This is a genomic window from Pseudomonas sp. R1-43-08 (assembly GCF_003852255.1).
Classification (GTDB): Bacteria; Pseudomonadota; Gammaproteobacteria; order Pseudomonadales; family Pseudomonadaceae; genus Aquipseudomonas.
Genome location: NZ_CP027734.1, coordinates 3,584,606 through 3,606,546, shown reverse-complemented (window position 1 = coordinate 3,606,546; position 21,941 = coordinate 3,584,606). Strand labels below are relative to the sequence as shown.

Here is a 21,941-nt window from a genome sequence, read left to right as displayed (position 1 = left end):
ATGGCAACGATCAAGGATGTGGCAGCGCTGGCGGGGATTTCCTACACCACGGTGTCCCATGTGGTGAACAAGACGCGCCCGGTCAGCGAGCCGGTGCGCATCAAGGTCGAGGCGGCGATCAAGCAGTTGGACTACGTGCCGAGTGCGGTCGCGCGCTCACTCAAGGCCAAGACCACTGCGACAATCGGGCTGCTGGTGCCCAACAGCCTCAACCCGTATTTCGCCGAACTGGCCCGGGGCATTGAGGACTACTGCGAGCGCAACGGCTACTGCGTGATCCTCTGCAACTCCGACGACAACGCCGAAAAGCAGCGCAGCTATTTGCGCGTGCTGCTGGAGAAACGCGTCGATGGCTTGATCGTAACCTCGGTGGGCGGCGATGACAGTGGCCTCGCCGCTGGCTTGAGTGCGGTGCGCACGCCCATGGTGATAGTCGACCGGGCACTGGACGGTATCGACGTCGACCTGGTGCGCATCGATCATGAAGAGGGGGCTTATCTGGCGACCCGGCACTTGCTTGAATTGGGCCATCGCGACATCGCCTGCATCGCCGGCCCGGCCCATACTCGCGTGGCGCAAATGCGTCTGGCAGGGTATCGGCGTGCGCTGCGCGAAGCTGGGGTTGAAATAGCGGCTGAGCGCATCCGGGAAAGTGATTTTACCAGCACCGGTGGTTATGCCGTCGCTGTGCAATTGCTTGCGCAGCAACCCCCCAGTGCGATATTTGCCTGTAACGACATGATCGGTTTCGGCGTGCTGCGCGCTGCGGCAGAGCAGAATATCCGCGTGCCGGGCGAGCTGTCGGTGATTGGTTTCGATGACATTCAAATGGGCCGGTATGTTTATCCGGCGCTGACCACGGTCGGGCAGTCGATCCTGCAACTGGGCGAGACAGCGGCTGAATTATTATTGCGACGTATAGCGACACCCCAACGCCCGATCGATCAACGCATCGTGACGCCGAGTATTGTCTTGCGTGAGTCGACGGCGCCGTTGGCCGGTGTGTTCGCCCAATACCGCTGAACTGAATTGATGAGTACTGATGTATGCCAGCAAAAGTAGTGGTAGTAGGCAGCTTGAACATGGACCTGGTCACCCGCGCCAGTCGCTTGCCGCGCGCCGGTGAAACATTGATCGGCCAGACGTTTTCCACTGTGCCCGGTGGCAAGGGCGCCAACCAGGCCGTAGCCCTGGCGCGCCTGGGGGCGGATGTGGCGATGATCGGTTGCGTCGGCACCGATGCCTACGGCGGCCAACTGCGTGATGCGCTGGTGATCGAAGGTATCGATTGTCAGGCCGTCAGCACCGTGGAAGGCTCCAGTGGTGTCGCGCTGATCGTGGTGGATGACAGCAGCCAGAACGCGATTGTGATTGTAGCGGGCAGTAACGGTCAGTTGACGCCCGACTCGATGACGGCCTGCGACGCGGTGTTGCAGGCCGCCGACGTGATCATCTGCCAGCTTGAAGTACCGATGGAAACCGTCGGGCATACGCTCAAGCGCGGCCGCGAGCTGGGCAAGACCGTGATCCTCAACCCGGCGCCGGCCAGTGGGCCCTTGCCGGCTGCGTGGTATGCCTCGATTGACTACCTGATCCCCAACGAAAGTGAAGCCAGCGCCTTGAGCGGCGTGACGGTCGACTCGCTCGACAGCGCCAAGCTTGCCGCTACCGCGTTAATCAAGGCTGGCGCCGCTAAAGTCATCATCACCCTTGGCGCCCAGGGTGCACTGTTTGCCGATGGCAACAGCTTCGAACACTTGGTCGCGCCCAAGGTTACGGCGGTGGACACCACGGCTGCCGGCGATACCTTCGTAGGTGGCTTTGCTGCGGCATTGGCCGCAGGCAAGAGCGAAGCCGAGGCGATCCGGTTTGGCCAGGTTGCGGCAGCGTTGTCGGTGACCCGTGCCGGCGCCCAACCTTCTATTCCTACCCTGCACGACGTACAAGGTTTTGTGCCCTCATGAAAAAGACCCCTCTGCTCAATATCGCCCTGTCGCGCGTGATCGCGTCACTGGGGCACGGCGACATCCTGGTCATCGGTGATGCCGGCCTGCCGGTGCCACCTGGCGTCGAGGTGATCGACCTGGCGCTGACCCAGGGCATCCCGGATTTCATCAGCACCCTGCGCGTTGTGCTCAGCGAAATGCAGGTGGAAAGCCACGTGCTGGCTGAAGAAATCCTGCTCAAGCAGCCGCCGGCGCTGACCGAGCTCAATGCGCTTACCGCACAAGCTGCGCTGGGCGAACGACGCTTGCTTAGCCATGACGCGTTCAAGCAACTGAGTGGCAAGGCGCGCGCCGTGGTGCGCACCGGCGAATGTCAACCGTACTGCAATATCGCGCTGGTCTCCGGCGTAACCTTCTAGAGTCCCCCTACGACAAGGAGTGTTTTATGCAACGTGGTCTTCCATCCCTGAAAAACCTGTTTCGGAGTGTTCTGCTTTTGTCCGCACTCACAGCTGCAAGCGCCCAGGCGGCAGAAAAAATCGACCTGATCATCGATACCGACCCAGGTGCCGATGACGTGGTTGCCTTGCTGTTCGCCATGGCGTCGCCGGAAGAGCTGAGCATCCGCGCGCTGACGACCGTGGCCGGCAACGTGCGCCTGGACAAAACCTCGCGCAATGCACGCCTGGCGCGCGAGTGGGCAGGGCGCGAGGACATCCCGGTATACGCGGGGGCTCCGGCACCGCTGCTGCGCAAGCCGATCTATGCCGAGAATATCCATGGCAAGGAAGGGATTTCCGGTGTCACCGTGCACGAGCCGAAACAAGGCCTGGCTGACGGCAACGCCGTGGATTACCTGATCAAGACCCTGACGGCCGCCAAGCCCCACAGCATCACTATTGCCATGCTCGGCCCGCAGACCAACCTGGCCCTGGCATTGACCCAGGCACCAGAAATCACCCAGGGCATCAAGGAAGTGGTAGTGATGGGCGGTGCGCACTTCAATGGCGGCAATATCACGCCGGTGGCCGAGTTCAACCTGTTCGCCGACCCGGTGGCCGCCGAGATCGTGCTTAAAAGCGGCGTGAAGTTGACCTACCTGCCGTTGGACGTGACCCACAAGGTGCTGACCAGCGAGGCTCGCCTGAAGAAAATTGCCGACCTGAACAACAACGCAAGCAAGGTTGTGAGCAATATTCTTAACGAGTACGTCAAAGGCGATATGGAACACTACGGCATTCCTGGCGGGCCGGTGCATGACGCCACGGTGGTCGCCTACCTGCTCAAGCCGTCGCTGTTCAGCGGTCGCCAGGTCAATGTGGTTGTCGACAGCCGGGAAGGCCCGACCTTCGGCCAGACCATTGTCGATTGGTACGATGGGCTGAAGCAGGACAAGAATGCGTTCTGGGTCGAAAACGGCGACGCCCAGGGCTTCTTCGATCTGTTGACCGAGCGCCTGGCGCGTTTGAAGTAAACCCCTTACCGGTCGGCGTTCGCCGGCCGGTTCTTATGCGCGCTCGGGTGCGCCCATGTGGTCGGCCGGGTATTTCTCGAATACCTGGCTGATGAATGCTTGCGCGCCCTTGGTGCCGAGTTCCTTGACCAGCAGGTCGATACCGATGATCGCCAATTCCTCCGGACTCCCGGGGCTGTAGGAGCTTTGCCCTTGGGGCCATTTGGCTTTGATATCGGCTTGGAGCGTTACGGTGGTCATGGGAAATCTCGCGGGCTGTAGGTACTGGGCAATGCGCTGGCGTGTGGCTGCAGCGGGCGCAGTTAACCATTTTGCGCGCAAGTTGGCACTGCTACTTAGGCATGAGGAAGGGGGTGTGCGACACTGTCCGCCTGTTTATTGGCCGGGAAACACTGCGTGCAGATCGATTTGAATAACCCCGAGAGTCTTACGCTGGTCGCTGTGCGCCAACTGCTGGCCGGCGCCAGTGACGATGAGCACACCCAGCTGCGGGTCAGCAAGGCGGGTATTGCCTACATTTCTTCAGGCGTGGTCGGGGGCGCTGATATAGGTGGTTTGCTGTTTCGCCTGGAGACCTGGGCAAAGGGTTCCGGTTATGTGGGTAACGTGGCCGCGAACGACGAAGTCTGGGTGATGCAGATTTTCAACGCGCTCAAGCAGAATTGGCCAACGCCGTCGTCTGACTACATCGATATCTACTGAACATATTCATATCTAGTCACGATTGACGGGGCGCTTGCCGGGCGTGACTCAGGCAGACTTGCACGTCAGACGTTAACGTCTTGAAACCAATCTGCTCACTCGCTGTCGCACGATCTCTGTCCATTTTTAATCATAGGAGGCTTCATGCCTTGGAAGCTCGCATCATTCGGTACTTTGTTGGCAGCGCTCGCGTTGGCGGGTTGCAGCACCCCGGGTGCCTCTGAGCCAGGCAAAGATGCCACCGTGACCGATGCTGGTCATAGCCGCTGTGAGTCGAAGGCTGCCGAGTTCACGATCGGCCAGAAAGCCTCGCCTCAACTGCTGGAGCAGGCGCGTACGCGTGCCGGTGCGCAGAACGCACGCATCCTCAAACCCAACGACATGATCACGCTGGAGTATCGCTCCGACCGCCTGAACCTGAACACCGACGATAACCTGGTGATCACGCGGGTCAATTGCGGCTGATAGCCTAGCCACTGGCTTTTGCAGCATCCATAAAAAACCCCGTCACATGGACGGGGTTTTTTTAGCTCGGCGGAGAATTACTCGCCGCGAACTTGTGCAGCTTGCATACCCTTTTGGCCTTTCTCAGCCACGAAGGAAACGGTTTGGCCTTCTTTCAGGCTTTTGAAACCGTCGCTTTCGATAGCTTTGAAGTGTACGAACAGGTCGTCACCGCCACCTTGAGGAGTGATGAAGCCGAAGCCTTTTTCATCGTTGAACCATTTAACGGTGCCGGTTTGGCGATTAGACATGGTGTATCTCCAAGAAACATATATTTTCAGTAGTGCTGTGCTGCTCAGGCCAACTGGGCACACAGGGCTATCATAGTCGAAATGTTCGGCTTGGGAGCCCCCCCAAGGCATTGTTTGCTAATCAATCGCGTTGCGTTGCGTGCCTGTTTTGGCTGAAAGCCACGTTCTACGGGGCTTTGGAGCGAAATATCAGCTGTTAAAAAAAGCCGTAAAAGCTGCGTAATTTGTGAGAAACAGCCGTTTTCAGGCTGTTTTTCCGGCAAAAAAGGCGCTCGCTCAGTGAGCGTTCTTACTTTTTCTTGACCACTTTGCAGGACGAAATAGCCGCGACCGCTTTGTTTTTAAGCTCTGGGCTGGCGTTCTGGTTGGTCATCAATTCTTTGATTTCCGCAGTGCTCAATTCGGCGTTGATCTTGTCGGCGCCACATTCACAATGATCTTTGGCAGTTTTGACGTCCACGTTCTGGCTGGCCGCAGCGCTGCAGTCTTTGACGAAGGCGTCACGGGCGCCTTCCGGCCAGTTCGATGGTGCTGCGGCTTGCGCGCCAAGCGAAAGGAATGCCAGGGAAGCGGCGAGGGCGAGTGTCGAGGTAAAACGCATCATGGGATGCTCCTTTGGGTCGAGGACGAACGGCGATTCTCGGGGTGTTTGAGGCGTGGCGTACAGCTCAAGTTCACTTTTGCGGCCATAAGGCATGGAATTTACTTCTACCGCAGGTCGTGTCGGCGCGATGACCGTTCATCTGTGCTAGCATCCTGGGCTTGGCTTTTTCCAGGTGTGCTCCGTGCCGCCTTGCCAGCTCTTTTTTGTTCACTCCAGTCACTCTGGTTCGATTATCGGTTGGCCGAAAGGCTCCTGCCGCTGTAAGGCAGGCGTTCAGTATTGAGCGGCCTGGTGTTGGATCTTGTACTGGCTCATCCCAACCCACGTGACCTTTGGTAGGGGTCACCACTAGGAGAGGAGGCGCCATGCCAACTATTACTCTACCCGACGGCAGTCAACGTTCGTTCGATCATCCGGTTTCCGTAGCCGAAGTCGCCGCATCCATTGGTGCCGGCCTCGCCAAGGCCACCGTGGCCGGCAAGGTCGATGGCAAGCTGGTTGACGCCAGCGACCTGATCACCGCCGATGCCAGCCTGCAGATCATCACGCCCAAGGATCAAGAGGGGCTGGAGATCATTCGCCACTCTTGCGCGCACCTGATTGGCCACGCGGTCAAGCAGCTGTATCCCACCGCGAAAATGGTGATCGGCCCGGTCATCGACGAAGGCTTCTATTACGACATCGCTTATGAGCGTCCGTTTACACCGGATGACCTGGCGGCGATCGAGCAGCGCATGCACGCGCTGATCGAAAAAGATTACGACGTCATCAAGAAAGTCACCCCGCGTGCCGAAGTGATCGATGTGTTCACCGCCCGTGGCGAAGACTACAAGCTGCGCCTGGTGGAAGACATGCCGGACGAGCAGGCCATGGGCCTGTACTACCACGAAGAATACGTCGACATGTGCCGTGGCCCGCACGTGCCGAACACGCGCTTTCTCAAGTCGTTCAAGCTGACCAAATTGTCCGGCGCCTACTGGCGCGGCGACGCGAAGAACGAGCAGCTGCAACGGATCTACGGTACCGCCTGGGCTGACAAGAAGCAGCTGGCTGCCTATATCCAGCGTATCGAAGAGGCCGAGAAGCGTGACCATCGCAAGATCGGCAAGCGCCTGAACCTGTTCCATCTCCAGGAAGAAGCGCCGGGCATGGTGTTCTGGCACCCGAACGGCTGGACCCTGTACCAGGTGCTCGAGCAGTACATGCGCAAGGTTCAGCGTGAAAATGGTTACCTCGAGATCAAGACCCCGCAGGTGGTTGATCGCAGCCTGTGGGAGAAATCCGGGCACTGGGCCAACTACGCCGACAATATGTTCACCACCCAGTCGGAAAACCGCGACTACGCCATCAAGCCGATGAACTGCCCTTGCCACGTGCAGGTGTTCAACCAGGGCCTGAAAAGCTACCGCGAGTTGCCGATGCGCCTGGCCGAATTTGGTGCCTGCCACCGCAACGAGCCATCGGGTGCGTTGCACGGCATCATGCGGGTGCGCGGCTTCACCCAGGATGACGCCCATATCTTCTGCACCGAAGAGCAGATGCAGGCCGAGTCCGCCGCGTTCATCAAGTTGACCATGGACGTTTATCGCGATTTCGGTTTTACCGAAGTCGAAATGAAGCTGTCCACTCGTCCGGAAAAGCGCGTCGGCTCCGACGAACTCTGGGATCGCGCCGAAGCTGCACTGGCCGCAGCGCTCGACAGCGCGGGCCTTGCGTACGACCTGCAGCCGGGAGAGGGCGCGTTCTACGGTCCGAAGATCGAGTTCTCGCTGAAAGATTGCCTTGGCCGTGTCTGGCAGTGTGGTACCCTGCAGCTCGATTTTAACCTGCCGATCCGTCTGGGAGCCGAATACGTCTCCGAAGACAACAGCCGTAAACACCCGGTTATGCTGCACCGGGCGATCCTCGGCTCCTTCGAACGGTTCGTCGGGATCCTGATCGAGCACTACGAGGGTGCATTCCCAGCGTGGCTGGCTCCGACTCAGGCAGTGATCATGAATATCACTGATAAACAGGCAGATTTTGCCGCTGAGGTTGAAAAAACACTCAACGAAAGCGGATTTCGTGCCAAGTCCGACTTGAGAAATGAAAAGATCGGCTTTAAAATCCGCGAGCATACTTTGCTCAAGGTTCCCTATCTTTTGGTTATCGGAGATCGGGAAGTCGAGATGCAGACTGTCGCTGTGCGTACTCGTGAAGGTGCTGACCTGGGCTCGATGCCCGTCGCCCAGTTCGCTGAGTTCCTCGCGCAAGCGGTTTCCCGGCGTGGTCGCCCAGATTCGGAGTAATTATTATTAAGCGTGAAATGAGACAAGATAAACGAGCTGCACCGAAAGCCCCGATCAACGAGAATATCTCGGCACGCGAGGTTCGGTTAATTGGCGCTGATGGCGAGCAGATTGGCATCGTCTCGATTGATGAAGCGCTTCGTATTGCAGAAGAGTCCAAGCTGGACCTGGTGGAAATTTCCGCCGATGCAATCCCACCCGTTTGCCGGGTGATGGACTACGGCAAGTCGATCTTCGAGAAGAAGAAACAGGTTGCCGCAGCGAAGAAGAACCAGAAGCAGATTCAAGTAAAAGAAATCAAGTTTCGTCCAGGGACGGAGGAAGGGGATTACCAGGTAAAACTGCGCAACCTGGTACGTTTCCTGAGTGATGGGGACAGGGCCAAGGTATCCTTGCGATTCCGCGGCCGTGAGATGGCCCACCAGGAGCTGGGGATGGAACTCCTCAAGCGGGTTGAAGCTGACCTGCTCGAGTACGGTTCGGTCGAACAGCATCCTAAGATGGAAGGACGCCAGCTGATCATGGTCATCGCCCCGAAAAAGAAGAAGTAATCAACAGGGCACGGCAGGCCTTCTGATTATGTTTATCAACTGAATGCGGAGTATCCGAACATGCCAAAGATGAAGACTAAAAGTGGTGCTGCTAAGCGGTTTCTGAAAACTGCTAACGGTATCAAGCACAAGCACGCTTTCAAGAGCCACATTCTGACCAAAATGTCGACCAAGCGTAAGCGTCAACTGCGCGGTAGCAGCTTGCTGCATCCGTCTGACGTGGCAAAAGTCGAGCGCATGCTGCGCCTTCGTTAATTTTGGATCAAGAATAGAGGAAGTAACTCATGGCTCGTGTAAAGCGTGGCGTCATTGCCCGTAAACGTCACAAAAAAATTCTGAAACTTGCTAAAGGCTACTACGGCGCGCGTTCACGCGTATTCCGTGTTGCCAAACAAGCGGTAATCAAGGCAGGCCAATACGCCTACCGTGACCGTCGTCAGAAAAAACGTCAGTTCCGCGCCCTGTGGATCGCTCGTATCAATGCTGGTGCACGTGTTAACGGTCTGTCCTACAGCCGTTTCATCGCTGGCCTGAAAAAAGCGTCCATCGAAATCGACCGTAAGGTTCTGGCTGAACTGGCCGTGAACGAAAAAGCGGTGTTTGCTGCGATTGTCGAGAAAGCTAAAGCCTCCTTGGCTTAAGTACCCCCGACAGTCACCCTGGGTTACTCCTGTAGCCCAAGGTGGTAAACGTCATAAATAGGGGAAGAGCCTTCAAGCTCTTCCCCTATTTTGTATCTGGAGTCTGTACATGGAAAACCTGGACGCGCTCGTCGCTCAAGCTCTTGAGGCTGTGCAAAGCGCTGAAGATATCAATGCCCTGGAGCAAATCCGGGTTCACTACCTTGGTAAAAAGGGTGAATTGACTCAGGTGATGAAGACCCTGGGGAATTTGCCGGCTGAAGAGCGCCCGCAGGTCGGTGCGCTGATCAACGTTGCCAAGGAGCGCGTCACCGAGGTTCTCAATGCGCGCAAGGCGTCGCTCGAGGAGGCCGATCTTGCGGCCAAGCTCGCCGCCGAGTCCATTGACGTGACCTTGCCTGGCCGTGGCCAGGCCTCGGGCGGTTTGCACCCGATCACCCGGACTCTGGAACGTATCGAACAGTTCTTCACCCACATTGGCTACGGCATTGCCGAAGGCCCTGAGGTCGAAGACGATTATCACAACTTCGAGGCGCTCAACATCCCAGGCCATCACCCGGCCCGGTCGATGCACGACACCTTTTATTTCAACGCGAACATGTTGCTGCGCACCCATACCTCGCCGGTACAGGTCCGCACCATGGAAGCGAACAAGCCGCCGATCCGCATTGTCTGCCCAGGCCGTGTGTACCGTAGCGACTCCGATATCACCCACTCGCCGATGTTCCACCAGGTCGAAGGCCTGCTGGTTGATCGCGATATCAATTTCGCCGACCTCAAAGGCACCATCGAGGAGTTCCTCCGGGTGTTCTTCGAGAAAGAGCTGGCGGTGCGTTTCCGTCCGTCCTTCTTCCCGTTCACCGAGCCGTCCGCTGAAGTCGATATGGAATGCGTGATGTGCAGCGGTAAAGGCTGTCGCGTGTGCAAGCAGACCGGCTGGCTGGAAGTGATGGGCTGCGGCATGGTCCACCCTAACGTGCTGCGCATGTCCGGGATCGACCCGGAAGAGTTTTCGGGCTTTGCCTTCGGCATGGGCGTTGAGCGTCTGGCCATGCTGCGTTACGGCGTGAACGACTTGCGTCTGTTCTTCGACAACGACTTGCGGTTCCTCGCGCAATTTCGCTAGTCGTAACGAATCTTTAGGAGAGCAGGATGAAATTCAGTGAACAATGGCTGCGTGGCTGGGTAAGCCCGCAGGTAGATCGCGACGCGCTGGTTGCGCGTCTGTCGATGGCCGGTCTTGAGGTCGATAGCGTTACCCCGGCCGCCGGTGTATTCAGCGGCGTGGTGGTGGGCGAGGTGCTGAGCACCGAGCAGCACCCGGATGCCGACAAATTGCGGGTGTGCCAGGTCAGCAATGGCGCCGAAACCTTCCAGGTCGTGTGCGGAGCGCCCAATGTGCGCCCGGGCCTGAAGATTCCGTTCGCCATGATCGGTGCCGAACTGCCGGGCGACTTCAAGATCAAGAAGGCCAAGCTGCGCGGCGTCGAGTCCAACGGCATGCTGTGCTCCCAGGCCGAGCTGCAGGTAGGCGAGGGTAACGACGGCTTGATGGAACTGCCGGGCGACGCGCCAGTGGGCCAGGACATCCGTGTTTACCTGGAGCTGGAAGACGCCAGCATTGAGGTCGACCTGACCCCGAACCGTGGCGATTGCCTGTCCCTGGCCGGTCTGGCCCGTGAAGTGGGCGCGCTTTACAACGTGCCTGTTACCCGCCCGGTGGTTGCCAGCGTGCCTGCCGTGCACGACGACGTGCGCTCGATTGAAGTGCTGGCGCCAAACGCCTGCCCACGTTACCTGGGCCGTGTGGTCCGTAACGTCGACCTGTCCAGGCCAACCCCGCTGTGGATGGTCGAGCGCCTGCGCCGCGCTGACGTGCGCAGCATCGATGCGGCCGTCGATATCACCAATTATGTGATGCTGGAGCTGGGTCAGCCGCTGCACGCGTTTGACCTCGCCGAAATCAATGGCGGCATCCGCGTGCGCATGGCAGAGGAAGGCGAGAAGCTGGTACTGCTCGACGGCCAGGAAGTCAGCCTGCGCGCCGACACATTGGTCATCGCCGACCACTCCCGTGCCTTGGCGATTGCCGGCGTAATGGGTGGCGAGCACAGCGGCGTATCGGCGACCACTCGCGACGTTTTCCTTGAAAGCGCGTTCTTCGACCAGATCGCCATCGCCGGCAAGGCCCGCTCATACGGCCTGCACACCGATGCGTCGCACCGCTATGAGCGTGGCGTGGACTGGAAACTGGCCCGTGAAGCCATGGAGCGCGCCACTGGCCTGCTGCTGGAAATCACCGGTGGCGAAGCCGGCCCGATCACCGAGACTGTCAGCGAACAGTACCTGCCGTCCGTTGCGCCAATCACGCTGCGCGCCAAAAGCGTTGAGCAAATGCTCGGCCTGGTGATCGAGCCAGCCGAGATCGAGCAACTGCTATCGGCCCTTGGTCTCGCCATCTCCGCGGGTGGGGAAGGGCAGTGGCACGTTGAAGTGCCAAGCCATCGCTTCGATATCAGCCTGGAAGTCGACCTGATCGAGGAACTGGCCCGCCTGTACGGCTACAACCGCCTGCCGGTTCGTTACCCGCAAGCGCGTCTGGCCCCGCAGCCGAAAGCTGAAGCCCGTGCACATCTGCCGGAACTGCGTCGCCTGCTGGTTGCCCGTGGTTATCAGGAAGCGGTGACTTACAGCTTCATCGATCCAAAGCAGTTCGAGCTGTTCAATCCAGGTGTCGAGCCGCTGTTGCTGGCCAACCCCATTTCCAACGATATGGCGGCCATGCGTTCGTCGCTGTGGCCAGGGTTGATCAAGGCGTTGTCCCACAACCTGAACCGTCAGCAAGATCGCGTGCGCATGTTCGAAAGCGGCCTGCGCTTTGTCGGTCAGCTCGATGGCTTGAAGCAAGAGCCGATGCTGGCGGGTGTGGTCTGCGGTAGCCGCCTGCCGGAAGGCTGGGCACAAGGCCGCGATGCCGTGGACTTCTTTGACGTCAAGGCTGACGTGGAAGCGGTACTGGGCTTTGCCGGTGCGCTGGACGCCTTCACGTTCCTGCCAGGCAAACACCCTGCACTGCACCCAGGCCAGACGGCGCGTATCGAGCGCGAAGGTCGTTTGGTCGGCTTCGTCGGTGCCATTCACCCGGAACTGTCGAAAACCCTGGGCCTGGATCGTCCAGTCTTCGTTTTCGAGCTGGTTCTGGCTGAAGTTGCGTCGGGCAAAATGCCTAAATTCAGCGAGCTTTCGCGCTTCCCAGAAGTGCGTCGCGACCTGGCCCTGATCGCCGACCGTGAAGTCGCTGCCACTGCCGTTCTGGATGTAATCCGAGAAAATGCAGGGGAATGGCTGACAGACCTCAGGCTATTTGACGTCTATCAGGGTAAAGGCATTGATCCGCATAGAAAAAGCCTTGCGGTTGGCTTGACCTGGCAGCATCCATCGCGCACTCTTAATGACGATGAGGTGAATACCACGACACAAAATATCCTCACCTCGCTCGAACAAAGGTTGAACGCCACGTTAAGGAAGTGACGTATGGGGGCTTTGACGAAAGCTGAGATGGCGGAACGTCTGTACGAAGAGTTGGGTCTTAACAAGCGTGAGGCCAAGGAATTGGTCGAGCTGTTTTTTGAAGAGATCAGGCACGCTCTGGAAGACAACGAACAGGTCAAATTGTCCGGTTTCGGCAATTTTGACCTGCGGGACAAACGCCAGCGGCCTGGCCGCAATCCAAAAACGGGAGAAGAAATCCCGATCACGGCTCGCCGTGTGGTCACCTTTCGTCCAGGGCAGAAGTTGAAGGCCCGAGTTGAGGCTTATGCTGGAACCAAGTCATAACGACGAACTACCCGTCATCCCGGGCAAACGCTACTTCACCATCGGTGAAGTCAGCGAGCTGTGTGCGGTAAAACCGCACGTGCTGCGCTACTGGGAGCAGGAGTTTCCTCAACTCAACCCCGTCAAACGCACTGGGAACCGCCGGTATTATCAGCGCCAGGATGTGCTGATGATCCGGCAGATCCGCGCGTTGCTGTACGACCAGGGGTTCACCATCAGTGGCGCACGCCAGCGCATGTCCGGTGATGAAGCCAAAGACGACACCACCCAATACAAGCAAATGATCCGCCAGATGATCTCCGAACTCGAAGATGTGCTGGTGGTGCTGAAGAAGTGATTCAGGCTTTAAAAATACTTCCACATTTCAAAAGCTTGCGGTATATTCCGGTTCGCTCCGTTAAGAAGCAAACCCAGTAACACGCCTAGTCGGGGCGTAGCGCAGTCCGGTAGCGCACTAGCATGGGGTGCTAGGGGTCGAGTGTTCGAATCACTCCGTCCCGACCATATTTTTCAATGACTTAGCCCAATCTGAAAAGGTTGGGCTTTTTCATGTCTGAAAAAATGCTCCCACATTTACTCCCACGGCTATTCTGAATTTTGCAAGCTTCGTGTGAACCAGCGACATCTTGGTACTGATTCGCATGATGTGGCGTATGTAAGAAGATGACCGGCTGCAAAACCCTCACCGACATTCAGCGCGCCGCCCGAGCTTTCTATCTGCAGAGGCTTTAGCGAGATTGTCAGGGCTAGGCGGTAGCGAGCCAGGCAGCAACTCTTGCAGGGCCTTAAGGCGTTCGCTGTAGGCTTCCTGGATCAGCGGCGTCAATCCGCTGCCAGCGGTCGCACGCAGAGTTTCGCAGCTGTCGCAGGTCGCGACTTCGCTCTCCCTCAGCACGCGAACGGCCCATTCGGCTTCTCCTTGAGGTGAAGTCCATGTTTGGCAAATAGCCCCACCCAGGCAGTCACTGCTGTCATGCCGCAGACGAAGTTATCAAGAGCGGTAATTGGGGGCGAGAGTTGAGCGCCAACCGAACGACTGCCATCCCCAAGTCCACCGAATTCTCCGTGAGCGCTAGGCGCGATTGGCGTCTTTCTGATTTTCAGTGCAGCTTTTTCAGGCTATCGAGAAACATAAATGGCCCCATCTGACGCGGTGAGGACAGAAAACAAAATCCTTGAACGTCTACCAACTGGATGGTAGCCTTGATTAAAAGCGCTCTGTCGTATCCCGAGCCATCTTGGTTAGGGCGAAACGGAAAAGTGACCAAACTGGCATAGAATTATCGTACGCTCGATGAACTCAATGGTCATGGTATCCAGCGGTAGCCAGTCCTATGGCGGCTCTTAACAGGCAGCAGGACAGATTTAGGAAAATTCCCATGAGCAAACAGATGATAACGTTCCAAAATCGCCAAGGTATAAGTCTATCTGGGCTGCTTGAAGTTCCCGAATCGCCTAGCGCATACGCACTATTCGCACATTGCTTTACATGTGGAAAGGATATCAAGGCCGCTGCAAGAATTTCGAAAGCGCTGGTAGACAACCATGTAGCGGTGCTTCGCTTTGACTTCACAGGGCTAGGTGGTAGTGAAGGTGACTTTTCGAACAGTAACTTCTCGTCTAATGTCGCCGACTTGGTAGCAGCTGCAGAATTTCTGCGTGATACATACCAAGCTCCCTCCATCTTAATTGGTCATAGCTTAGGCGGAGCCGCAGTAATAGCAGCAGCGAAACACATACCAGAAGCGAAGGGCGTTGTAACAATTGGCGCCCCTGCTGAAGCTGCCCACGTCATGAAACAATTCAGAACTGATGTTGATTCGATAAGAGACTTTGGCGAATTCCAGGTCATGCTCGCAGGTCGAGAATTCACGATAAAGAAACAATTCCTCGATGACATCGAAGCCCACCAGCAGGATGAAAACATCGCCAATCTGCAACGCGCATTGCTTATTTTCCACTCTCCTGTGGATAGCGTTGTGTCGATAGAACAAGCGCAAAAAATTTATCTCCAGGCGAAGCACCCGAAAAGTTTTATCTCCCTGGACTCTGCAGACCACCTGCTAACCAACAACAAAGACGCAAGCTATGTCGCTTCATGCATTACAGCTTGGAGCTCCAGATACTTATAATAAATTTTACGTAACCCTAAAGCTCACTATAGGTTCCAATCATATGCGGTACTGCTCGATATTGGCTCTAAAGGCAGCCAGAGAAAGGGAAAAAGATAAGCCGCTTTTTTGCGATAGTGAGTTGGCGCGTCGCCATAAAAAATACAACGGCACGAGCAAAGCTCTTCCGGTTTTTCTTTTGATGGTGATGGTAATTCTTTCACTAGCAGCATTAGCAGGAACGTTATAGCAATAATTTAACGCATCATGGCTCTTATAACGCCTACAAAATAAATCGTACGTGAGTTCAGCCATGTACCGGTTCCAACACATCCGGAGATTAAAATGCCGTACGACTTTGACCTTTATGTAATTGGTGCAGGCTCCGGAGGTGTTCGGGCTGCTCGTTTTTCCGCAGGTTTTGGCGCCAAAGTGGCTGTGGCCGAAAGCCGCTATCTGGGCGGCACTTGCGTCAACGTCGGCTGCGTGCCGAAAAAACTGCTGGTCTATGGAGCGCATTTCGCCGACGACTTCGAGAATTCACAAGGTTTCGGCTGGACTCCGGGCGAGGCGAAGTTTGATTGGTCGACGTTGATTGCCAACAAGGATCGCGAAATCAATCGTCTGAACGACATCTATCGCAATCTGCTAGTCAACAGCGGTGTGACCCTGCATGAGGGGCATGCCAAAATCGTTGATCCTCATACCGTGGAAATCAATGGCGAGCGTCACACGGCTCAAAACATCCTGATCGCTACCGGCGGCTGGCCGCAGATTCCCGAAATTCCAGGACACGAGCATGCGATTAGCTCCAACCAGGCATTCTTCCTCAAAGAGCTACCAAAGCGCGTTCTCGTGGTCGGCGGTGGTTACATTGCGGTGGAGTTCGCCGGCATCTTCCATGGCTTAGGTGCCAAGACCACCCTGCTGTATCGCGGTGATCTGTTCCTGCGCGGCTTCGATGGTGCGGTACGCAACCATTTGCAGGAAGAGCTAACCATGCGTGGCATGGATCTGCAGTTTAATGCCGACATCGAGCGCATCGACAAACAAGCCGACGGCAGCCTGAAAGCTACTCTCAAGGATGGTCGTGAGCTTGAGGCGGACTGCGTGTTCTACGCTACCGGTCGACGTCCGATGCTCGACAACCTCGGCTTGGAAAACACTGGCATTAAGCTCAACCAGAAAGGCTTTATCAAAGTAGATGAGCTGTATCAAACGGCTGAGCCATCAGTTCTGGCCTTGGGGGACGTAATTGGTCGAGTGCAGCTTACACCAGTCGCATTGGCTGAAGGCATGGCTATTGCTCGTCGCCTGTTTAAGCCTGAGCAGTACCGTCCAGTAGATTACAGAATGATCCCGACAGCAGTGTTCAGCCAACCGAACATCGGTACTGTCGGGTTGACCGAAGAAGAGGCGCGAGGGGCTGGGCACGAAATAGTGATCTTTGAAAGCCGTTTCCGTCCGATGAAATTGTCGCTAACCGAATGCCAAGAGCGCACTTTGATGAAGCTGGTGGTGGATGCCAAGACCGACAAGGTATTGGGCTGTCACATGGTCGGCCCGGACGCTGGCGAGATCGTGCAGGGTTTGGCGATTGCGCTGAAGTCGGGGGCGACCAAGCGCGATTTCGACGAAACCATCGCCGTGCACCCGACGTCCGCTGAAGAGTTTGTAACCATGCGCACGCCCGTCGGGAGTTAATCGGTTTTTAGCATTGGGCGCCTGGCTCTGTCGCAACGGCAGCCGCTGGGCGCTAGCTCAATTTCCAGCTTACCCACTTAGCGACTTACCACGCAGCGCTCTGCTCAGGCCAATTTAAAACCTAAAGCGCTGCATGCAAAGGATTGACTCTATTGAGTCTTAGCCAGCCTTCGCGAATACGATGCGCTGCATTCGAGTCCTTCCCTTAGGTTGCCTGAAATAATTCTCCTTGTGAAAGCCTATCTCTAGATAGGCAAGCAGCCAGCGCTGAGCACCCTCGACCAAATTTCAATTAATGAGTGCACATCGAGATTGTCATGCTCTCCATGCGTAATGACATGAATTAAGAACGACCCTATTGCAAGCCTACCAACTAGATGGTAGCTTATACAAAGATTCAAAAATCAACCCACCCCTACGGGGCGTTAACGCCCATGTGAGAATCCCATGCAAGATTGGAAGCAAGCCCGTAAAGACATCAGTGCTCGTTTGGTAGAACTCAATGGCCTCTCCCCGGAGACCATGAAAGGCATGGCTGCACTCGGTGCCGCCGGTAGCAAAACCAATCACCTGGATGCAAAGACTCGCGAGCTGATCTCCCTGGCGGTGGCCGTAACAACTCGCTGTGATGGCTGCATCGCCTTCCACGCAGCTGAAGCCAAGAAGCTCGGTGTCACTAGTGAAGAAGTGGCCGAAGCACTGGGTGTGGCCATCAACATGAACGCCGGTGCAGCATTGGTGTATAGCACCCACGTACTCGACGCGTTTGATAAGTCCTAAATCAAACGCAAAATCCAACTCCTCAACGACGTCGAGATTAATTATGAATAAGCTATTCACTCCTTACGATTTGGCAGGTATTTCCCTTAAAAATCGCATTGTCATGGCCCCTATGACTCGCACCCGTACTTTGGATAACGTTCCAAATGAAGCCAACGCGCTGTATTACGCGCAACGTGCCTCTGCTGGTTTGCTGATCACTGAAGGTTTGCCTATTTCCGACGAGTCCCGGGGCTATCTGTATACCCCTGGTATTTACGAAGATGAGCACCTGCCAGGCTGGCGCAATGTCACTAAAGCCGTGCATGCCAAAGGCGGGAAGATTTTTGCGCAACTCTGGCACGTAGGCCGCATGTCTCACGTCTCCGTGCATGGCATCGTGCCGGTCTCTTCGGGCACAGTACCAGCGGTAGAAACGACCGTGTATGCCTGGATCGAACCTGGCAAAGCAGGCCCTGTTCAACCTAGCGCACCACGTGCACTGGAAACTGAAGAGGTGAAGCGCGTCATCGCTGACTTCGTTAAATCCGCACGGATGGCCATGGACGCCGGCTTCGACGGCATCGAAATCATGGCAGCCAACGGTTTCCTGTTCGATCAGTTCTTGAGCAGCTCCCTGAACACGCGTACCGACCAGTACGGTGGTTCCATCGCCAACCGTCAGCGTTTCCTCCTCGAAACTATTGACGCAATCGCTGCTGAAATTGGTGGTTCGAAGATTGGTGTGCGCTTCTCGCCGTTTGGTCGGCTGTACGACTTCGGTGTGTACGAAGGCGAAGAAGAGACCTGGATGAGCATGGCTGCGGCACTCAATGAAAGGGAACTGGCGTTTGTTCACCTGAACTACCAACCGACCATCCTTGCCGCACAAACACCACCTGGTTTCGGCGCTGCGTTCCGTGAGGCGTACAAAGGCACCCTTATGGCTGCTGGCGGCTTCACCAAGGAAATCGCAGAGTCTGAGCTGGCTAAAGGTGAGCTAGACCTGATTGCCTTCGGCACCGCTTATATTGCCAATCCAGATTTGGTCGAGCGTATGCAAAACAATTGGCCATTGGCCGAGAGTGATCGCGCTACCTATTATGGCGTGAGCGGTTCGATTGAGAAGGGTTACACCGACTACCCGGAATACGCGGCGACCCAAGCCTAACTTCTTCTCAGACATTCAGGAGAACACCATGCCACTTGTCACTATTAAAGGCATCGAAGGCGTTTTTTCCGACGAACAAAAAGCTGAAGTCATCCGTAAGGTGACTGACGCCATGGTATCGGTGGAAGGTGAAAACATGCGCGCCCTCACGTGGGTCATCTTCGAAGAGGTTAAGAGCGGGGACTGGGGTATTGCCGGCAAGCCTGTGACTGCGCAAGAGGTACTGAAGCTTCAAAACGGTCAATAAGGCTGCACCGTTCCGTTATTAGCTCCCTGATGGTTGAGTGAGTTTATGCTCAACAACCAGGGGGCTTTTTCCGTTCTTAATGAACGCCGGATCTGTAGGGTCTGCTCCGTGATTCTGATCATTTATGCCCATCCCTATCCTGAGAAATCCAGGGTCAATAAACTGATGCTCAGGGTGGCCGCCAATAATCCCGAAGTCGTTATTCGCGCAGTTCACGGTGCATACTTAGCTAATCAATCGTCACTTATTAAGCAAATTCGCCATTACGGCGAGCGCCTAGCCTGCTGGAGGGAAGTTTGAATGGATACTCACAGCCTGATTGAAATGCTCATTTACCTGGGCTCGGCTGCCTTGATAGTCCCAATCGCCGTTCGGTTAGGGCTCGGCCCGGTTCTGGGCTATCTGTTGGCCGGCTGCCTGATCGGCCCGTGGGGCCTGAAGCTGATAACGAATGTGGAATCCATCCTGCACTTTGCTGAAATCGGCGTAGTTTTGATGTTGTTTATCATTGGACTAGAACTTGATCCCAAACGCCTCTGGGCAATGCGTCGAATGGTATTCGGCGGTGGCGCATTACAGATGCTTGTGTGCGGGGCGGCCATCGCCGTGTTCTGCGCTGCACTTGGTTTGAACTGGACAGCAGCGCTGTTGGTTGGCTTGACGCTGAGCCTATCCTCGACAGCGATTGCCATGCAGGCAATGAACGAGCGAAACATGACGTCAACCGCCGTGGGCCGCAGCAGTTTTGCCGTGTTGTTATTCCAAGACATCGCAGCCATTCCGCTTGTGGCCACGATTCCATTGCTGGCCGCGAATGGCGGTACGCCTTCCGGCGCCGAGCTCGCACTGTCGATTGCAAAAATCGTCGGTGCAATCGTCGCGGTGGTGCTTTTAGGTCGGTACGTTTCTCGACCCGTCCTGCGCTTCGTCGCACGATCTGGCTTACGCGAAATATTCAGTGCCGTCGCACTCTTCCTAGTATTCGGGTTCGGCCTCTTACTCGAAGAGGCTGGCTTGTCCATGGCCATGGGCGCTTTTCTAGCAGGCGTTCTGTTGGCCAGCTCGGAATATCGGCATGCCCTAGAGAGCGACATCGAACCGTTCAAGGGGCTTTTGCTCGGCCTGTTCTTTATCGGCGTGGGTATGTCCATCGACTTTGGCACGCTGATTGATGAACCATTGAGAGTGCTCACGCTGACCTCGGGGTTTATTGTGATCAAGCTGCTCATGATCAAACTCCTGGGACGCCTCCTCAACGTCCCAAGCAATCAGCGTTCATGGCAGGCGGTATTCCTTGGACAGGGCAGCGAATTTGCTTTTGTCGTTTTTGGCGCTGCGACAGTTGCCGGCATCTTGATCGAGCCATGGGGTAAAAGCCTGACTCTGGCGGTGGCGCTGTCGATGTGCGTGACACCGCTGCTGATTCTGCTGCTCAATTATCTGGAGTCGTCGAAAAAACAGGACAGCAAGGAAGCGGACACCATCGATCAAAGCAATCCTCGAGTGATCATTGCTGGCTTCGGACGATTCGGTCAGATCGCTGGACGTCTATTGATGTCCTGTGGTTTTGAAGTCGTGGTATTGGATCATGACCCTGACCACATCGAGACGCTGCGCAAATTCGGGGTGAAGGTGTTTTACGGTGATGCGACCCGCCTAGATTTGCTCCACGCAGCAGGTGCTGCACAAGCTGTGGTACTGATCAACGCTATCGACAACCAGGACGACAACCTACTACTGACGAAGTTGGCTCAGGAGCATTTTCCGTCGCTGAAGCTCGTGGTGCGGGCCCGTGATATGGGGCACATCATTACCTTGCGTCAGATGGGCATCGAGGCCGTCGAAAGGGAAACCTTTGAAAGCGCTTTATCTCTTGGGCGTCGTGCCTTGGAGCATCTAGGCGTTGGGCGCTACGAGGCTCGTGAGCGTGCCGACACATTCCGTAGGCTGAACTTGGAGATGCTAGAGGAAATGGCCGCACAGCCGGTGGACGATACTGAGTTCAGATATGACGCTTACAAACGAGCCAACGCCTTATTAACGGAACTCTTTAATGACGATCGCGCCCATCCTATCGATGGAGAGGCTAAGAAAAATGACTCTACAAATCAGCGAGACCAATAGCTGATTCGGCTGGACGGAGTCGGAGGAACCTGCTTGGCTGGCATCCTCCAGCTCAACGATATTCGCTTTTTTCAGAACAGAAACTGATCTCGACCCGGCGATGACTCGAAGCAGTCGTCCTTCATGAAAAACTCCCAGGGACGGCACTGAGCTATCCTCGATGTTCGCGTTGGCTGGCATTTTATTGAGTGCTTCGAAAAAGGCTGCGTCAGGCTGCGCACCCGATAACGAGAACGCGTTGTCGAAGACAAACAGCGGGACGCCGGAACCTAACTGCGCTGCGAAAGCTTCTTCCTCTTCCATCTCATCGCGTAGTTTTGGGGATGAGCATGCCAACTGAATTGACTCCTCCGACACGCCGACCTCTCTCGCAATCACCTCCAAACTGGAGCGATCAAAGATTGATCTGCTATGACTGGTACCTTGCTCATACAGCGCCTCTACAAGGCGCGCTTTCACTGCGGTATCCCCAACAGCTTTCACCAGCATGTGAGTATCAGCCGTATCGCCAAACATCATGGTCTCAAAGTGATAATCCAGACCGTCAGTACGACCGTAACCGCTGACTGTACTCATCATGGCGTCAGCGGATCCTGCGTGGCGGTATAGAAAGAACAGTGTAAGTTCGATTGGAATAATCGAACGCCAAAAGAGCCAAAACCACCAGCAAGAAAACAAGAGTTAACCAAGAGGTAAACGGAGCTCCAGGCATTCTAAATGAGGCCATTTCGACCTCACCTATTTTTACAGCACGACGGTATTTTATTTGCGATAGAAATGTAAGTCTGGAATATGCCCGGCAACCTCGTGACCTGTGGCAAAGAAATACGATCCAATCACCAAGAACACGCTAATAGCAGCGACCTTGATCACGGCGAACCAGAATTCCATTTCACCAAACCACTTAACACCAACCATATTCATCAATGTAACCACGCCCAAGGCGCTTAATGCGAAAACCCCGTCGCATGGGAAGTGCGGGAAACGCCTCGAGCTCCAATGCCGTTAACGACATTAAAGCGCTCCC

26 protein-coding genes, 1 tRNA gene and 2 pseudogenes are annotated in these 21,941 nt (G+C 55.9%); 22 read left to right on the top strand and 7 right to left on the bottom strand.

Annotated elements, in window-relative coordinates; genetic code table 11:
• The 4 genes from C4J87_RS16480 to C4J87_RS16465 are packed head-to-tail and all read left to right on the top strand — an operon-like array spanning nucleotide 1 to nucleotide 3,420.
• Nucleotides 1-1,023, top strand: coding sequence for a LacI family DNA-binding transcriptional regulator (locus C4J87_RS16480; RefSeq protein WP_124367650.1), 1,023 nt, complete (start codon nucleotides 1-3; stop codon nucleotides 1,021-1,023).
• A 23-nt stretch (nucleotides 1,024-1,046) separates the two neighbouring features.
• Nucleotides 1,047-1,964: a ribokinase gene (gene rbsK, locus C4J87_RS16475; protein WP_124367649.1), complete on the top strand. Its 918-nt coding sequence runs from the start codon at nucleotides 1,047-1,049 to the stop codon at nucleotides 1,962-1,964.
• The gene (gene rbsD / locus C4J87_RS16470) at nucleotides 1,961-2,365 is read left to right on the top strand and encodes a D-ribose pyranase (RefSeq protein ID WP_124367648.1); all 405 of its coding nucleotides are present in this window, start codon (nucleotides 1,961-1,963) and stop codon (nucleotides 2,363-2,365) included. The genes rbsK and rbsD overlap by 4 nt, the downstream gene beginning before the upstream one ends.
• Nucleotides 2,366-2,391: 26 nt before the next feature.
• Nucleotides 2,392-3,420: a nucleoside hydrolase gene (locus C4J87_RS16465; RefSeq protein WP_124367647.1), complete on the top strand. Its 1,029-nt coding sequence runs from the start codon at nucleotides 2,392-2,394 to the stop codon at nucleotides 3,418-3,420.
• A gap of 33 nt (nucleotides 3,421-3,453) precedes the next feature.
• Here C4J87_RS16465 and C4J87_RS16460 read toward each other — a convergent pair whose 3' ends face one another.
• Nucleotides 3,454-3,660: a hypothetical protein gene (locus C4J87_RS16460; RefSeq protein ID WP_124367646.1), complete on the bottom strand. Its 207-nt coding sequence runs from the start codon at nucleotides 3,658-3,660 to the stop codon at nucleotides 3,454-3,456.
• Nucleotides 3,661-3,816: 156 nt separating this feature from the next.
• Between C4J87_RS16460 and C4J87_RS16455 the strand changes: the two genes are divergently transcribed.
• Nucleotides 3,817-4,122, top strand: a complete 306-nt coding sequence (locus C4J87_RS16455; protein WP_124367645.1) for a hypothetical protein — start codon at nucleotides 3,817-3,819, stop codon at nucleotides 4,120-4,122.
• Nucleotides 4,123-4,266: 144 nt separating this feature from the next.
• Complete coding sequence (locus C4J87_RS16450) at nucleotides 4,267-4,587, top strand: I78 family peptidase inhibitor (RefSeq protein WP_124363571.1); 321 nt, start codon at nucleotides 4,267-4,269, stop codon at nucleotides 4,585-4,587.
• Nucleotides 4,588-4,664: 77 nt separating this feature from the next.
• Here the strand turns inward: C4J87_RS16450 and C4J87_RS16445 are convergent, their stop codons facing one another.
• The gene (locus tag C4J87_RS16445) at nucleotides 4,665-4,877 is read right to left on the bottom strand and encodes a cold-shock protein (RefSeq protein ID WP_003234260.1); all 213 of its coding nucleotides are present in this window, start codon (nucleotides 4,875-4,877) and stop codon (nucleotides 4,665-4,667) included.
• A 289-nt stretch (nucleotides 4,878-5,166) separates the two neighbouring features.
• A complete protein-coding gene (locus tag C4J87_RS16440) occupies nucleotides 5,167-5,481 on the bottom strand; it encodes a hypothetical protein (RefSeq protein ID WP_124367644.1) in 315 nt (104 codons plus the stop codon).
• A 365-nt stretch (nucleotides 5,482-5,846) separates the two neighbouring features.
• Between C4J87_RS16440 and thrS the strand changes: the two genes are divergently transcribed.
• From thrS to C4J87_RS16395, 9 genes are all read left to right on the top strand, one after another.
• Entirely contained in the window at nucleotides 5,847-7,769 is a 1,923-nt protein-coding gene (gene thrS, locus C4J87_RS16435) for a threonine--tRNA ligase (protein ID WP_124367643.1), read from the top strand.
• Nucleotides 7,769-8,320 carry a translation initiation factor IF-3 gene (gene infC, locus C4J87_RS16430; protein ID WP_015884933.1) on the top strand — a complete coding sequence of 184 codons (552 nt, stop codon included), beginning with the start codon at nucleotides 7,769-7,771 and terminating at the stop codon, nucleotides 8,318-8,320. The genes thrS and infC overlap by 1 nt, the downstream gene beginning before the upstream one ends.
• A 60-nt stretch (nucleotides 8,321-8,380) precedes the next feature.
• A complete protein-coding gene (rpmI, locus tag C4J87_RS16425) occupies nucleotides 8,381-8,575 on the top strand; it encodes a 50S ribosomal protein L35 (RefSeq protein ID WP_002553160.1) in 195 nt (64 codons plus the stop codon).
• Between the two features lie 29 nt (nucleotides 8,576-8,604).
• On the top strand, nucleotides 8,605-8,961 hold the full coding sequence (gene rplT, locus C4J87_RS16420; RefSeq protein WP_005789679.1) for a 50S ribosomal protein L20: 357 nt from the start codon (nucleotides 8,605-8,607) through the stop codon (nucleotides 8,959-8,961).
• Between the two features lie 109 nt (nucleotides 8,962-9,070).
• Nucleotides 9,071-10,087 (top strand): phenylalanine--tRNA ligase subunit alpha, encoded by a 1,017-nt coding sequence (gene pheS, locus C4J87_RS16415; protein ID WP_034099107.1) that lies wholly within the window; start codon nucleotides 9,071-9,073, stop codon nucleotides 10,085-10,087.
• Nucleotides 10,088-10,113: 26 nt separating this feature from the next.
• Nucleotides 10,114-12,492 carry a phenylalanine--tRNA ligase subunit beta gene (gene pheT / locus C4J87_RS16410; protein ID WP_124367642.1) on the top strand — a complete coding sequence of 793 codons (2,379 nt, stop codon included), beginning with the start codon at nucleotides 10,114-10,116 and terminating at the stop codon, nucleotides 12,490-12,492.
• Between the two features lie 3 nt (nucleotides 12,493-12,495).
• Nucleotides 12,496-12,798, top strand: coding sequence for an integration host factor subunit alpha (gene ihfA, locus C4J87_RS16405; protein ID WP_002553164.1), 303 nt, complete (start codon nucleotides 12,496-12,498; stop codon nucleotides 12,796-12,798).
• The gene (locus C4J87_RS16400) at nucleotides 12,779-13,135 is read left to right on the top strand and encodes a MerR family transcriptional regulator (protein ID WP_003219935.1); all 357 of its coding nucleotides are present in this window, start codon (nucleotides 12,779-12,781) and stop codon (nucleotides 13,133-13,135) included. The genes ihfA and C4J87_RS16400 overlap by 20 nt, the downstream gene beginning before the upstream one ends.
• 90 nt (nucleotides 13,136-13,225) lie before the next feature.
• Nucleotides 13,226-13,302: transfer RNA gene (locus tag C4J87_RS16395), tRNA-Pro, on the top strand.
• 214 nt (nucleotides 13,303-13,516) lie between these two features.
• Here the strand turns inward: C4J87_RS16395 and C4J87_RS26445 are convergent.
• Nucleotides 13,517-13,768: pseudogene (locus C4J87_RS26445) on the bottom strand (integrating conjugative element protein); the annotation flags it as partial.
• 409 nt (nucleotides 13,769-14,177) lie between these two features.
• Here C4J87_RS26445 and C4J87_RS16385 point away from each other — a divergent pair.
• On the top strand, nucleotides 14,178-14,930 hold the full coding sequence (locus C4J87_RS16385; RefSeq protein WP_124367641.1) for a S9 family peptidase: 753 nt from the start codon (nucleotides 14,178-14,180) through the stop codon (nucleotides 14,928-14,930).
• Between the two features lie 39 nt (nucleotides 14,931-14,969).
• Here the strand turns inward: C4J87_RS16385 and C4J87_RS16380 are convergent, their stop codons facing one another.
• A complete protein-coding gene (locus tag C4J87_RS16380; RefSeq protein WP_124367640.1) occupies nucleotides 14,970-15,224 on the bottom strand; it encodes a hypothetical protein in 255 nt (84 codons plus the stop codon).
• 30 nt (nucleotides 15,225-15,254) lie between these two features.
• Here C4J87_RS16380 and gorA point away from each other — a divergent pair, with 30 nt between their 5' ends.
• From gorA to kefC, 6 genes are all read left to right on the top strand, one after another.
• Nucleotides 15,255-16,613, top strand: a complete 1,359-nt coding sequence (gene gorA, locus C4J87_RS16375) for a glutathione-disulfide reductase (RefSeq protein ID WP_124367639.1) — start codon at nucleotides 15,255-15,257, stop codon at nucleotides 16,611-16,613.
• 447 nt (nucleotides 16,614-17,060) lie between these two features.
• A complete protein-coding gene (locus C4J87_RS16370) occupies nucleotides 17,061-17,393 on the top strand; it encodes a carboxymuconolactone decarboxylase family protein (RefSeq protein ID WP_086792976.1) in 333 nt (110 codons plus the stop codon).
• 43 nt (nucleotides 17,394-17,436) lie between these two features.
• Complete coding sequence (locus tag C4J87_RS16365) at nucleotides 17,437-18,543, top strand: alkene reductase (RefSeq protein WP_124367638.1); 1,107 nt, start codon at nucleotides 17,437-17,439, stop codon at nucleotides 18,541-18,543.
• Nucleotides 18,544-18,571: 28 nt separating this feature from the next.
• Nucleotides 18,572-18,790 (top strand): 4-oxalocrotonate tautomerase family protein, encoded by a 219-nt coding sequence (locus C4J87_RS16360; RefSeq protein WP_124367637.1) that lies wholly within the window; start codon nucleotides 18,572-18,574, stop codon nucleotides 18,788-18,790.
• Nucleotides 18,791-18,835: 45 nt separating this feature from the next.
• Nucleotides 18,836-19,090, top strand: a complete 255-nt coding sequence (locus tag C4J87_RS16355) for a hypothetical protein (protein ID WP_256679888.1) — start codon at nucleotides 18,836-18,838, stop codon at nucleotides 19,088-19,090.
• The gene (kefC, locus tag C4J87_RS16350; RefSeq protein WP_124367636.1) at nucleotides 19,091-20,914 is read left to right on the top strand and encodes a glutathione-regulated potassium-efflux system protein KefC; all 1,824 of its coding nucleotides are present in this window, start codon (nucleotides 19,091-19,093) and stop codon (nucleotides 20,912-20,914) included.
• Nucleotides 20,915-21,058: 144 nt separating this feature from the next.
• Here kefC and C4J87_RS16345 read toward each other — a convergent pair.
• Nucleotides 21,059-21,505: pseudogene (locus tag C4J87_RS16345) on the bottom strand (DsbA family protein); the annotation flags it as partial.
• 171 nt (nucleotides 21,506-21,676) lie between these two features.
• A complete protein-coding gene (locus C4J87_RS26440; protein WP_256679887.1) occupies nucleotides 21,677-21,838 on the bottom strand; it encodes a hypothetical protein in 162 nt (53 codons plus the stop codon).
• Nucleotides 21,839-21,941: the final 103 nt, after the last annotated feature.

Coding starts and splice junctions, on each gene's coding strand:
- C4J87_RS16480 (WP_124367650.1), top strand. CDS start 1: ATGGCAACGATCAAGGATGTGGCAGCGCTGGCGGGGATTTCCTACACC.
- rbsK (WP_124367649.1), top strand. CDS start 1,047: ATGCCAGCAAAAGTAGTGGTAGTAGGCAGCTTGAACATGGACCTGGTC.
- rbsD (WP_124367648.1), top strand. CDS start 1,961: ATGAAAAAGACCCCTCTGCTCAATATCGCCCTGTCGCGCGTGATCGCG.
- C4J87_RS16465 (WP_124367647.1), top strand. CDS start 2,392: ATGCAACGTGGTCTTCCATCCCTGAAAAACCTGTTTCGGAGTGTTCTG.
- C4J87_RS16460 (WP_124367646.1), bottom strand. CDS start 3,660: ATGACCACCGTAACGCTCCAAGCCGATATCAAAGCCAAATGGCCCCAA.
- C4J87_RS16450 (WP_124363571.1), top strand. CDS start 4,267: ATGCCTTGGAAGCTCGCATCATTCGGTACTTTGTTGGCAGCGCTCGCG.
- C4J87_RS16445 (WP_003234260.1), bottom strand. CDS start 4,877: ATGTCTAATCGCCAAACCGGCACCGTTAAATGGTTCAACGATGAAAAA.
- C4J87_RS16440 (WP_124367644.1), bottom strand. CDS start 5,481: ATGATGCGTTTTACCTCGACACTCGCCCTCGCCGCTTCCCTGGCATTC.
- thrS (WP_124367643.1), top strand. CDS start 5,847: ATGCCAACTATTACTCTACCCGACGGCAGTCAACGTTCGTTCGATCAT.
- rpmI (WP_002553160.1), top strand. CDS start 8,381: ATGCCAAAGATGAAGACTAAAAGTGGTGCTGCTAAGCGGTTTCTGAAA.
- rplT (WP_005789679.1), top strand. CDS start 8,605: ATGGCTCGTGTAAAGCGTGGCGTCATTGCCCGTAAACGTCACAAAAAA.
- pheS (WP_034099107.1), top strand. CDS start 9,071: ATGGAAAACCTGGACGCGCTCGTCGCTCAAGCTCTTGAGGCTGTGCAA.
- pheT (WP_124367642.1), top strand. CDS start 10,114: ATGAAATTCAGTGAACAATGGCTGCGTGGCTGGGTAAGCCCGCAGGTA.
- ihfA (WP_002553164.1), top strand. CDS start 12,496: ATGGGGGCTTTGACGAAAGCTGAGATGGCGGAACGTCTGTACGAAGAG.
- C4J87_RS16400 (WP_003219935.1), top strand. CDS start 12,779: ATGCTGGAACCAAGTCATAACGACGAACTACCCGTCATCCCGGGCAAA.
- C4J87_RS16385 (WP_124367641.1), top strand. CDS start 14,178: ATGAGCAAACAGATGATAACGTTCCAAAATCGCCAAGGTATAAGTCTA.
- C4J87_RS16380 (WP_124367640.1), bottom strand. CDS start 15,224: ATGGCTGAACTCACGTACGATTTATTTTGTAGGCGTTATAAGAGCCAT.
- gorA (WP_124367639.1), top strand. CDS start 15,255: ATGCCGTACGACTTTGACCTTTATGTAATTGGTGCAGGCTCCGGAGGT.
- C4J87_RS16370 (WP_086792976.1), top strand. CDS start 17,061: ATGCAAGATTGGAAGCAAGCCCGTAAAGACATCAGTGCTCGTTTGGTA.
- C4J87_RS16365 (WP_124367638.1), top strand. CDS start 17,437: ATGAATAAGCTATTCACTCCTTACGATTTGGCAGGTATTTCCCTTAAA.
- C4J87_RS16360 (WP_124367637.1), top strand. CDS start 18,572: ATGCCACTTGTCACTATTAAAGGCATCGAAGGCGTTTTTTCCGACGAA.
- C4J87_RS16355 (WP_256679888.1), top strand. CDS start 18,836: ATGCTCAACAACCAGGGGGCTTTTTCCGTTCTTAATGAACGCCGGATC.
- kefC (WP_124367636.1), top strand. CDS start 19,091: ATGGATACTCACAGCCTGATTGAAATGCTCATTTACCTGGGCTCGGCT.
- C4J87_RS26440 (WP_256679887.1), bottom strand. CDS start 21,838: ATGAATATGGTTGGTGTTAAGTGGTTTGGTGAAATGGAATTCTGGTTC.